This window comes from Polaribacter uvawellassae (genome assembly GCF_039748955.1).
In the GTDB taxonomy this organism is placed as follows: Bacteria; Bacteroidota; Bacteroidia; order Flavobacteriales; family Flavobacteriaceae; genus Polaribacter; species Polaribacter uvawellassae.
This window is the reverse complement of the sequence record NZ_JBDIZN010000001.1, coordinates 30,325-42,457: the sequence shown is the minus strand read 5'-3', so window position 1 is coordinate 42,457 and position 12,133 is coordinate 30,325. Positions and strand designations below refer to the sequence as shown.

The window sequence follows — 12,133 nt, the reverse complement described above, 5'->3', positions numbered from 1 at the left end:
AACCTGACAACTCATATCAAAAAAAGATGAGTTTCTTTTGTAAAAATGTATTTTAGCAAAAACAAAAGTACTGTTAAATGCCAAGTCTTAAAAAAGTATTGCAAAAAAAGAAATATATAAAAGTGAAGTTGATAAGAATTGCGACAAATCACTTAGAATTAAAAGCCAAAATAAACGGAGTTAAAGGACGGTTTATTCTTGATACTGGCGCATCAAACTCTTGTGTTGGAGTAGATTTAATAGAATATTTTAAGTTGCATGCAGAAGAGTCAGAAACAAAAGCAGCTGGAGCAGGAGCAACCGATATGGAAACTCAAAAATCTACCGATAATACCTTGCAAATTGGAAAATGGAAAACCAATGAAAGCCATTTAGTACTGTTTGATATGACTCATGTAAATACCGCTTTAACGCAGCATCACGCAAAAGAAGTTCATGGAATTATTGGTGCTGATATTTTAGAAATGGGCAAGGCAATTATTGATTATAAAACCTTGGATTTATATTTAAAAAAAGATCCTATTTTTAAAAATAAAACAGTGTTTACAGAAGATAAAACAGCACTTCCGTTTTAAAATAAAAAAAGGCTCACAAAAATTTGTAAGCCTTTTAAATAGACTCCCTTTCCCCAAAAAGAAATCTCATTATTTGTTTTTTTTATTAAAACCCATCAGGAACTTCAGGACTTCTAGCTTGAGCGGTTTTAGGATTTAATAATATATAAGTTCCTATAGCAGTTAAAGCGGCATATTTTCCGTAGTAACCAATTTTTTGAATAGCTTCTTTGCGAGTAATGTTTTCTGATTGTTGTTTTTTATTTTCCATTATTCTAAAATTATTTTTTTAGTAATATTTCCTTTATTAGATGCGATTTTTACAATATAAATCCCTGCTTTTAAAGCATCCGGAATTTGTAAAGTAGTATTATGTATGGTTTTGTTTAGCAACTCTTTTCCTAATATTGAAATTATTTTTATAGTTGCTTTTTGGTTGTTTAATCCTGTAATAGATAACGTTCTTTTGTTGGATAAATAAACGTTAAGATTATTTTGGTGTAGTTTTTCTAAAGATAAAACTTGAGTTGTTATATGAACAGAAAAACGTTCAGCAGTATTTGTGTCTTCTGAGATTGATATTTTGTAAGTGGCATTTTCTTTATCTAATTGATGAAATGTTTTTAAGACGTTGTCTTCTAAAAACACATGATACATATCTGGAATGTTTTCTTTCGTTAATGAAAAAGTTATTTCGCTATTTGCTTTTGCATTAATTCCGATTGGGATAACCATGTTTTCATAATCATCTTTTGGTAACGATTGAATGGTAAAGTTTGTATTATGACTACCATCAACCAAACGAGTAAAAACATCTAAACCATCACTATTAAAGTTACCAATATCATATCCTTTGTCAAAACCAGTTGTTGTATTGTCAAAGTATTTGATAGCAGTATTTACAGTGTGATTTCCATCACTTAATTTTAAATTTATAGTTGGTGTTGTGTTTTTTGTCTTCTCAAAAAGGTTATTTCCTGCGACCGGTTTAATACTTCTTTTTTCTTCGTTAAACGTTATATTTGTTTGCCCGTTTTTAAGTTTTACAAAGAAACCTTGTCCCGGAGTTAGAGTACGATTGGCGTCATCAACTTCAGAAACAACTACATATTTATTTTGTGCATTATCCCACACGTAGATACTTTGATACGTGTCATCTAAAGCGGTTAAATTGTCATTTAAAAAACTATTTGAACCGTTTTTATTTGCTGGGAAATATGTTGTAAACGGATTTCCAATAGCATTCCATTGGTTAGTTGTAACAGTTTTAGTTGTTGTATCGGTTGTTAAAGTTCCAGTAAATGATATTTCACCATCTGTTGCTCTAGAAATGGCGTAGCTTTTACCAACTTCAAACTCTAAATTTTCATCCATATCTGCAAAATAATACACCCATTTTTGTCCGCTAGGTTGCGAATCATCATAATAACTTATCGCGTACTTGTTAGGCGTAACATCGGTTCTTTTTCTAATGTTATTGGCAACATTTTCAGCAAATGCTTTTATCTTTTGCCCTGCAACTGGCGGAGTAACAATACTCCATTTATTAGCCAATAAACCACCACGTTTGTAAGTAACAGTTCCTGTACTTGTGCCTTCTACTAATAAAACACCACTGTTTGTTTTATCGGATGACAATTCTAAAGTCCCACTGCTATTAAAAGAGTTTTGTATGGTGATTTCTTTGTCTTTTGGGATATTAAGTACTGCTCCATTTTCTAATTCAAAATCATCAATTTTTAAATCATCAACATCTAAGGTTACAGTTTTCCCTGAACCTATAATTGCTTTGTCTATTTGTGTTGGTACAATTCCTAAACTCCAATTGCTAGCTGTAGACCAACTACCAGTAGTTGAGAATGTGTTGTTGCTGATTGCATTTCCAAATGCACCTGTAACTCCTGTAATAAAATTTGATGTTTCACCAGTTTTTGTAAAATTTTCTAGAGTTCCATTTAGAATATTAGAACCATTGTTTTTTAAGGTTGTTATGGATGTATTATCTCCAAATGCAATGCCTTGATTCATGTTATAAGAGGCAATAAGTACATTGGTAGTAGGCATTGAAGTATCTTTATTACTATTTATATGATGTTCTAATAAAGCGATATTCCAAATTCTAACTTCGTCTATGTTTCCATTAAAAAAATACGCATTATTTCTTGCTCCAATTTCTATATTTGCAGTACTATTATGCATAGTTCCTCCAACCGTTTTTGTACCTGCAGCAACACCATTTATGTAAGTTTTCATAGTCGCTCCATCGAATGTGACTGCTATATGAGACCACTGTCCAGCTGAAATAGCATCTGTAGATTCAAAATAATATTCTGAACTTCCACCAAGACTTATTGAGAATTCTATTTTACCAGAGGCTAATAAAATACAAGCGAAAGCTTTTTGATTATCACTATATTGACTTATAATTGTTTGTGTACTTAATTCATCTGGGTTTATCCAAGCTTCTGCAGTAAAACCTGAAGAAAAATTAAAAGCAGTATTATCTTCGATTACAACCCTATCGTTAATTCCATCAAAATTTAAAGAATGATTAAAGTTAAACCTTTTAACATTTCCATAGGCAGTTCCTTGGCTATTGGTGGCATAAGCTCTAAAAAAATAACCAGTAGTTGCAGTTAAACCAGTAATGTTTTCTGAAAAAACTCCAGTTCCTGCTCCATTAGTATCTTTGGTTACATTTGTGTCCCCAATTTTTGGGTTGGTGTCTGTAGCAGAATACAAAACACCTCTTTCTATAACTGCACTTTCTCCTTGATGAATAATGTTACCTGCTAATGTTACCGAAGTACTTGCTACATTAGTTGCATTGGTAGTTTCTATAGCAGGTAAATCAGTTTTTTTATATTTTTCATTCGTAGTTGGAGCAGTAGTAGAAAGTGTTATATCTCCAGCTAATGCGTTTGTTTCTTCTTCAATTTTAATTTTTAAATCAAAGTTTAAATGAGAAGAATTGTTCATTCCTGTAAAAATTACATGACCATTTGCATACACATCAGTAGTAATTGAATTTAAAGCATGACTTCCAGAGCCACTAAAATTAGTTAATACTACACTATATATACTGCCTTGCGAAACATTTACTGTGGATGACAATGTAAATTCTTGACCAGTAGCAACTGTACTGTTTGTGATGTTTATAGATTCTGAATGTATTTCTATACCTCCATTGGTTTCATTACCTGAATAAATTTTTAAATCTGCTGTGCCAGAAAAAGTATGATTTCCATCCTTTGGATAAAAGGTAACTTTCTTTAGCACACCATTTATACCAGCTGTATACGTTTGCCCAATTTTAGCTTGATTCAAATAATCATTGGTAGCAGTTTGGTTTACAGTAATATTTGGAGTAGCTATGGCTGCTAGTGTACTAATATTGTTACTACCAGAAATACCATCAATGCCTTTTATTTGTAAAAAAACATCTCCAATAGCAGTAATATTATTTAGCGTTACTTCATAAACTGTAGTTGATATTTGGTTTATAGTATTAATTGTTGCTCCAAGAGAGTTTGTTGTAAAGTCTGAAACATCTACATCTTTAACAGGTTTGCTAAACGTAACTTTATAAGTTACTGTATTTTCATATAAATTTTCTAAAGAAGGATTTTCTCTTTCTATAGAAGTAACAGAAACGCCTAGAGTTGTAAAACTTTTAATGGCTCCATAACCTGTACCTTCACTATTAATAGCGTAAGCTCTGTAATAATAGGTTGTTTCTCCAGTTAAACCTGTAATGTTTTCTGAATAAACACCAGTTCCTGTGCCAATGGTTTCTTTTATAACGCCAGTTTCTCCTATTTCTGGAGTTGTATCAGTTGTTGAATATATAATACCTCTTTCTGTAATTGCATTGCCATTGTTTGAAGTAATATTACCTTCTAAAGTTGCAGTAGTTTTGGTAATAGATGTTGCGTCTGATGTAGTTAATATTGGTATTGGGTTTAAAGTAATAAAACTTTCTATGTTTCCATAACTTGTGCCGTTATCATTTATGGCATAGGCTCTGTAGTAATAGAGCGTGTTTTTTGTTAATCCAGAAATAGTTTCTGAAAATACTCCTGTACCTAAACCTCCTTCATCCTCTTTTGTTACTCCAGCCTCTCCTATTTCTGGAGTACTATCTGAATTTGAATAGATAATTCCTCGTTCAGTTACTGCATTTCCATTATCAGAAGTTATATTACCACCTATGATAGTAGAAGTTTTGGTTATTGCTGTTGCAGTTGAAGTTGAAATAACAGGTGCAAATTTTAAACCACTTACAGAAAAGCTCCATGAGCCAGCTGCAGTTCCAGTATGAAGTCGGACAGTATAATACTTATTAGGATTTAATGTTACAGTTACTTGCCCTGGGTTTAATGCTCTAGTTAGATAAGTAGAACCATAATTAGCGTCATCTTCATAAATATAAAGTCCATTTCCTGCTGGTGCTGAAATCCAATCAAAAGTAACGTTTCCTACAGCATGACTTTTAATTTTAAAATATTCTATATCGTATTGATTAAAAGAACCAATAAATGTACCGTCTTCAGTTATGGTAATCACACCAGAAGCGTCAATAGTATTATTAGGCTCTGTTTCAGAGATTTGTGAAAAAGAGTAGCTTATCGTGCAAAATAGTACAACAAAGAGTATTATTTTTTTCATAATGTAGGATTTTTATAACTTTTTTATTTTTTGTTTAATTTTTTTATGAGTATGCCAAAGACTAAAAATGGTACAACCTAAGTAAATTACATACCCAGAAATTAGTGCTATTATGTATGTGTATTTTTCGTCAAAAAATAAGAATGCAAGAGTCAATAGAACAACACTTATTACCGTAGAAAAAAAGATTAACCACTTGGTAGTTTGTCTAATTTTTCCTTTGTTTTCTTGTAAAGAATAATACAGTGATTTTTTATGTATGTGTGCATGCATCTTGTGATATTTTGATGCAATTTTAAATAAGAATTCTGTTTTTTATCCCATCCTTTTGGGTAGTTTTTAGTTTTAGGCCCTTATTTTTACTAGGTTTTGTGAAAAGAGGCTTAAAAACTATTTAAAAAACAATATTTTTAAATATTAAGTAAGGTAGTTTGTGAATTTTACATAAAAGCTTATTTGGTGTGCGGTAAGTATCCTATTAATTCTACATCAGGAGATTCTAATAATTGCCTTGGAGTTACAACTGTTTCTTTTATTGGAGGCCAATTTTCAGAAATAGAAGACATATTTGTAATAAAGTTTTTGTGTAATTCGTTTAAAGAGAAATTAGGCAGAGTCAATTCATCATTTTTAAAGACTTCAAATACATTTACTGCCAATTCATACCCTGCATTTTTGTACATCATGGCTACTAAAGGACTACAAGCAACCATATCTTTTTGGTTGAGGTTGTTAAATTCATTTATATGATATAAAATTTGTTCAACAATGTAATTGGCTTGATCATTTCCAAAATAATCTGCAATCAATTTATGTAATGTGCCTTTTGTATATCGCAAAGAGCAAATTGCAGCCAATAACCAAGCAGTTTCAAAAGAATAATGACCTTTGGTTTTATAAAAATTTCTGATAGATTGATTAATTTCTTGATGAAAATTAACAGGCCTGTTTTTTAATCTGCATACATACACATTCATAACAGCTTCGTGCGCTAAAGTGTCATTTAATGTAGCGATTCCGATTCCGTTTCCTCCCGCTTGTACTACACAATCTTGAAATGAAGAATGTGCTTCTTTGTTATGAAGATGTATGTCTACATTTCCCCATATACCAGCATGATAAATATTCCGATAATTTTCACCTTCTTTCCCTGGATCAAACCACGCAATTAAATAATGTAACAGATAATAGAAAGCTTCTTTTTTGCCATCTCTACATTTTTCAAGAAAAGTTAAAGGATTGAAATGAAAATCTTCAAAAATTAAGATATCACCAATTTGTAAATCTGATTCTTTTAATTTTTTCATTAGGTGTATTTGGTTACTTGTCAAATAATAATTTGGAAGTGATTTCTGTACGTTTTTTGATGTCTAATTTCTCGTAAATATTTCTTGTATGATATTTTACAGTGTTAACAGAAATAAACAATTCATCAGCTATTTGTTGGTTGGTTAGCCCGTTTGTAATTTGTAATAAAACATCTGCTTCTCTATCGGTTAAATGATGTTCTTTAACAATTTCTTCAATTCTTTTATCCTGTATGTTTTCGTTATTTGAGTTTGAGTTTTGAATTTTTTGTTCTAAACTAACAACTTGAGAAATATAGTTTTGAAGTTGTGTTCTTATTTGATTATTTTCTTCTTGTAAATTTTTAATACGATCTGCTAACGCAAATGATAGTAAGACAATTTCAAGCGCTCCACCAAGTTCTAAAGAAGACATTACAAACGCATTACCTGGTAGCCAACCAGCACCATGCATTACTCTTATGATTAAACCAAGAACATAAGGAATCCAAGCGATTAGATAAAACATAGCTGGTCTAAACCCTTTTCTAAAGGCAACAATTGCTACAAAAATATAAGAAGGAAAAGAAAGTAATACCAACCACCTTCCAAATGGTGTAATTTGTTCAATTGTTAGAAAAAGACTTAGCACAGTTAGTAATAAACTTAGGTAAGCAATACCCCACATAAATTTATCTAATAATTTATGGTGTTCTTTTAACTGCAAAAATTCGGAAGTAAATCTACTAGAACAAAACATGCTTAAACCTGCAAACGAAATGTATATAATTCCATCTAATTCGGGTTGGTTAGGCCAAAAGTATTGCCCGCTAATTTTGTTAGTTGCTAAAGTAGTTAGTATGTTAAAAATAACCGTACCAACATAGAGCATATATGCTTTGTCTTTTAAAGAGAAATACAGTAATAAATTATAAATAGCCATTACTAACATAAAACCAAAGAAGATTCCTAAAAGTAAACTCCGAGAATCTGTTACGTTACTAATTCTGTTTAAAGTATCTATATCTTGAAATGATATAATTTTTAAACTTAAATAATCAAAAGAAAAAGTTATAAGGTTTAAACTGTAAGAGAATAATAAATGCATAAAATAGCCTTATCGACATGAGGTTCTGAAAGCTAAAAATAATAAAAATTTTAGAGATTAAAAATATGATCTGCTTATTTTATAAACGATATGTAAAGTGATTTTTACACCTGATAATCATTCAATTACATGTTTGTTTTCTAAATTTAAGACTCTTTAAAAAATAATTGAATTGTAACAAATATTTTAAATCCTCGTCTTTAGAGTATAACATTAAAACTTGAAATCATGAAATTAGCATCGCATCCACGAGTCGTTGAAAGAGGAATTTTAACATCTGCTTATAAACAAGCAATCAGACAAAATATTAGAGAAATGAAGAGAAAATCTTTGTCTCGCATTAAGACTTCAATTTTAAACAGCCACGACAAACTTCAAAGTCAGGCCGGAACTGTTTTACAAGTATCACTTTTTGCCATTGTCTTGGTAGTTATTCTTTTTTAGTACACAAAAAAATCTCATTTAGAAACTGAAATGAATTCAGCAAAAAATGAGATTTTAATTCTTTATAATTCTTAAGAATTAACTTAAAACTTCTTTAATTCTTTTAATTGCTTCTTGTAGTTGTTCTACAGATGCAGCATACGATAAACGCACACAATTTGGTGCGCCAAAAGCTTCGCCAGTTACTGTTGCAACGTTTGCTTCTTCTAGTAATAACATAGAAAAATCATTGGCATTAGCAATTGTTTTTCCTTTGATTGTTTTTCCAAAAAATGCAGAAATATCTGGAAAAACATAAAATGCTCCGTCAGGAATATTTAATTTGAATCCTTCAATTTCTCCAAGTAATTCCAGCACCATATCTCTACGGTTTTTAAATTCATCTACCATAAACTGAATTTTAGAAACCGGAGCTAATACAGCTGTAATTGCAGCTCTTTGTGCAATACAATTTGTACCAGATGTAATTTGTCCTTGCATTTTTGTACACGCTTTTGCAATCCATTCTGGTGCACCAATATAACCAACTCTCCAGCCTGTCATAGCAAACGCTTTTGCCAATCCGTTTACGGTAATTGTTCTATTATACATACTTTCAATTGCAGCAAAACTAAATGGTTTTGTTCCGTAATTAATGTGTTCATAAATTTCATCCGATAAAATAAATATCTGCGGATGTTTTTCCAATACTTTTGCCAAAGCTCTGTATTCTTGCTCGGTATAAATTGTTCCGCTAGGATTATTTGGCGAGTTAAAGAAAATCATTTTTGTTTTTGGCGTAATCGCTGCTTCTAATTGCGCTGGCGTAATTTTAAAATCAGTGTCAATTGTAGAAGGAATTTCAACAAAAGTTGCTTCGCATAAAATTGCAATTGCAGAATAACTTACCCAATAAGGTGCAGGTAATAAAATTTCATCACCAGGATTTAACAATACTTGTGCAACATTTGCAATAGATTGTTTTGCGCCTGTAGAAACTACAATTTGATTTGGATTGTATTCTAAATCATTATCGCGTTTAAATTTTACACAAATAGCTTCTTTTAATTCTACATATCCATCAACCGGAGTATAGGTGTTGTAGTTCTGATTGATTGCTTCAATTGCAGCGTCTTTAATAAAATCTGGTGTGTTAAAATCTGGTTCTCCCAAACTTAAACTGATAATATCTTTTCCAGCTGTTTTTAATTCTCTAGCTTTTGCAGCCATTGCCAATGTCTGAGAAATTGGCAAACTGTTGATTCTGTCCGATAAAGGGTGCGACATTTTTAGTTGATAATAGTAAGTTTATGCTAATTCTGGTTGTTTTCCTAAGCTTCCTAAGTGTTTAAAATGCTCAATAATAGCTCTTCTTGTTGTTAGATATTCGTTGTACGGTAAATTAAATTCTTTGGCTGTGTCTTTTACAATTTTCGCCAATTTATTGTAATGTACATGAGAAATATGCGGAAAAATATGATGTTCTACTTGATGATTTAATCCACCAGTATAAAAATTAACAATCCAATTGCTAGGTGCAAAATTAGATGTTGTATACAATTGATGCACTGCCCAAGTATGTTCTAAATTTCCGTCTTTATCAGGAATTGGCATTGTAGTTTTTGGAACAATATGCGCCAATTGAAATACCAAACTTAAAATCATTCCTGCTGTATAATGCATTACAAAAAATCCGATTAAAACTTTCCACCATGCAATATCTAAAACCAATAATGGTAATACAATCCAAAGTGCATAATATACCACTTTAGAGATAATTAATTTTGTCCATTCTACTCTTGGGTTTGGAAACTTACCATAAGATAATTTACGTTTTAAATAACTGCGCATTTGTTTAATATCCGTAGTTATTGCCCAATTGATAGTTAACAATCCGTATAAAAAAATGGAATAGTATTTTTGAAACTTGTGAATAGGGAACCATTTAGAATGTTGAGAAAATCGAATTATTCTACCAGCATCAATATCTTCATCATGATCTTTTACATTGGTAAATGTATGATGTAACACATTGTGTTGTACTTTCCAATTATATACATTTCCGGCAAGTATATAAATGCTACTTCCCATTAATTTATTTACCCATTTTTTGCTAGAAAAAGATTCGTGATTACTATCGTGCATCACATTCATCCCAACACCAGCCATTCCAATTCCAGTAACCACCATTAAAACAGCCATTAACCATTGCGGCATAGAAACGGTTAAGATTAAAATAAATGGAACTAAAAATAACGAAAACATAATAATTGCTTTTGTATATAATTTCCAGTTTCCTGTACGTTTTATATTGTTGTCTTTAAAATAAGAATTGACACGCTTGTTTAATGTTCTAAAAAATTTTGCTTTATCTAATCTTGAAAAATTTATGGTTTTCATGTATGTGTTTCTATATAAGCAACAAATTTATGCTTTTTGTTTTTTGTTTGTATGATAAACGTCAGTTTTTGTTACTAATTGTTTGTTAACAATCACTATTTTTGTGCTTTTATTACTTTTTTATGGAAATTATACAAAAATACTTTACAGATTTAACTGAAATTCAATTAGAGCAATTTACAAAATTGCAAGAATTATACAAAGATTGGAATTTAAAAATCAATGTGGTTTCTCGTAAAGATATTGACGAATTGTATTTGCGTCATGTTTTACATTCGTTAGGAATAGCAAAAGTAATTTCTTTTAAACCAGGTTCTAAAGTGTTGGATGTTGGAACTGGTGGCGGATTTCCTGGAATTCCGTTGGCAATTTTATTTCCAGAAACACAATTTCATTTAGTAGATTCTATCGGTAAAAAGATAAAAGTAGTCAATGAAGTTGTTGCAGGTTTGGGTTTAGAAAATGTAAAAACTACACATGGAAGAGTAGAAGAAGTTAAAGAACAATACGATTTTATTGTAAGTAGAGCTGTAGCACAAATGGAAACTTTTGTAGGTTGGACAAAAGGGAAAACGCTTAAAAAACAAAACCACGAACTCAAAAACGGAATCTTATACTTAAAAGGTGGCGATTTATCTGAAGAGCTAGCAAAATATACATCTGCAACTATTTACGATTTACCAAACTATTTTGAAGAAGACTTTTTTGAAACTAAAAAAGTAGTGCATTTGGCAATGAAGTTTAAAGGGTAGATAAACTCTTCAGAGTATTAATTCCGTCAACATTTGTTTTATATCTAAATGTTTTGCTCCTTGAACTGACTTTGAGTTTATTCCAACCAACTCAATCCAATCCATAATTTTTTTCTTATCGGTCGTTTTTTCATTCCAATATTCTGTTAGTTCAATTGCTGAAGTATTAATCAAAATTTCCAAAACAGAATCTATATTATCAAACAATTTTATAAATACTCTTGGAATGTTTTTATACGTTTTGTTTTTAATTAAATAATCTGCTTTTCCGCCAGCAGTAAATAAATCTCTTACATTCGGACAAACAACAGCTTCTCGTGTTACAAGCCAAATTGCAAGTCGAGCAAATTTATCTCCACGATTACTAAAAACCTCTGGAAAATAAACCATTGCTCTGTTTTTAATCTCTTGCTTTTCTTTTAAGCTTAAATTGTTCCAAATATTTATAACAAGATTACTTGCTTGTTCTGTGTCTTGAATCCACCATAAATCTTGACCAGGTTTCAACTTGCTTTTGTAGTAGTCCGTAATTGGTTTAATCGGATTTTTCTTTTGACGTAATCTATCGTAAGGTGTATTGATTTTGTCAAAAATGGTTTTTCCCTCTTCCAAGTTCATATCGATTAAATACCTTGGCGAATGTGTAACAACCACCTCTGATAGACATTCTTCGTAAGCACGACACCTAAATTCAATTGGTTTTCCAAGTTTACCGAAAAGCATAAAAATTCGCTCGACATCATCTACTCTTGTAGATTCTAAAACACTATTTCCTGTTGTTTTCCAATGGTTTTGAGTTGTAGTTTTAACTTCTATTCCATAAAATTTTTTCGCAACAATGTCTGGAAACTTTTGACCTCCAATTAATTCAATTGAATTTTCAAATTGCGAGCCAACAGCTAAATCAGTCATTACATCTCTAACATAAGGTTCAAGTTTGTT

At 31.0% G+C, this 12,133-nt stretch carries 10 protein-coding genes; 3 read left to right on the top strand and 7 right to left on the bottom strand.

Features of this window, described 5'->3' with window-relative positions:
- Positions 1-77 precede the first annotated feature (77 nt).
- Positions 78-575 carry a retropepsin-like aspartic protease gene (locus tag ABDX67_RS00180; RefSeq protein WP_347172611.1) on the top strand — a complete coding sequence of 166 codons (498 nt, stop codon included), beginning with the start codon at positions 78-80 and terminating at the stop codon, positions 573-575.
- A gap of 85 nt (positions 576-660) precedes the next feature.
- On the opposite strand, the gene ABDX67_RS00175 is transcribed toward ABDX67_RS00180, so the two are convergent.
- From ABDX67_RS00175 to ABDX67_RS00160, 4 genes are all read right to left on the bottom strand, one after another.
- Positions 661-825 (bottom strand): hypothetical protein, encoded by a 165-nt coding sequence (locus ABDX67_RS00175; RefSeq protein WP_347172609.1) that lies wholly within the window; start codon positions 823-825, stop codon positions 661-663.
- Positions 825-5,222, bottom strand: coding sequence for a LamG-like jellyroll fold domain-containing protein (locus ABDX67_RS00170; RefSeq protein ID WP_347172608.1), 4,398 nt, complete (start codon positions 5,220-5,222; stop codon positions 825-827). Before ABDX67_RS00170 ends, ABDX67_RS00175 begins: the two co-directional genes overlap by 1 nt.
- 452 nt (positions 5,223-5,674) lie before the next feature.
- The gene (locus tag ABDX67_RS00165; protein ID WP_347172607.1) at positions 5,675-6,529 is read right to left on the bottom strand and encodes a hypothetical protein; all 855 of its coding nucleotides are present in this window, start codon (positions 6,527-6,529) and stop codon (positions 5,675-5,677) included.
- 13 nt (positions 6,530-6,542) lie between these two features.
- Positions 6,543-7,616, bottom strand: a complete 1,074-nt coding sequence (locus ABDX67_RS00160; RefSeq protein WP_347172605.1) for a 7TM diverse intracellular signaling domain-containing protein — start codon at positions 7,614-7,616, stop codon at positions 6,543-6,545.
- A 228-nt stretch (positions 7,617-7,844) separates the two neighbouring features.
- On the opposite strand from ABDX67_RS00160, the gene ABDX67_RS00155 reads away from it, so the two are divergent.
- Positions 7,845-8,060 (top strand): hypothetical protein, encoded by a 216-nt coding sequence (locus ABDX67_RS00155; RefSeq protein ID WP_347172603.1) that lies wholly within the window; start codon positions 7,845-7,847, stop codon positions 8,058-8,060.
- Positions 8,061-8,138: 78 nt separating this feature from the next.
- On the opposite strand, the gene ABDX67_RS00150 is transcribed toward ABDX67_RS00155, so the two are convergent.
- Positions 8,139-9,326 carry a pyridoxal phosphate-dependent aminotransferase gene (locus tag ABDX67_RS00150; RefSeq protein WP_347172602.1) on the bottom strand — a complete coding sequence of 396 codons (1,188 nt, stop codon included), beginning with the start codon at positions 9,324-9,326 and terminating at the stop codon, positions 8,139-8,141.
- Between the two features lie 21 nt (positions 9,327-9,347).
- Complete coding sequence (locus ABDX67_RS00145) at positions 9,348-10,439, bottom strand: fatty acid desaturase family protein (RefSeq protein ID WP_347172601.1); 1,092 nt, start codon at positions 10,437-10,439, stop codon at positions 9,348-9,350.
- Between the two features lie 122 nt (positions 10,440-10,561).
- On the opposite strand from ABDX67_RS00145, the gene rsmG reads away from it, so the two are divergent.
- A complete protein-coding gene (gene rsmG, locus ABDX67_RS00140) occupies positions 10,562-11,191 on the top strand; it encodes a 16S rRNA (guanine(527)-N(7))-methyltransferase RsmG (RefSeq protein WP_347172599.1) in 630 nt (209 codons plus the stop codon).
- A 9-nt stretch (positions 11,192-11,200) separates the two neighbouring features.
- On the opposite strand, the gene ABDX67_RS00135 is transcribed toward rsmG, so the two are convergent.
- A complete protein-coding gene (locus ABDX67_RS00135) occupies positions 11,201-12,103 on the bottom strand; it encodes a hypothetical protein (protein ID WP_347172597.1) in 903 nt (300 codons plus the stop codon).
- Between the last annotated feature and the right edge of the window lie 30 nt (positions 12,104-12,133).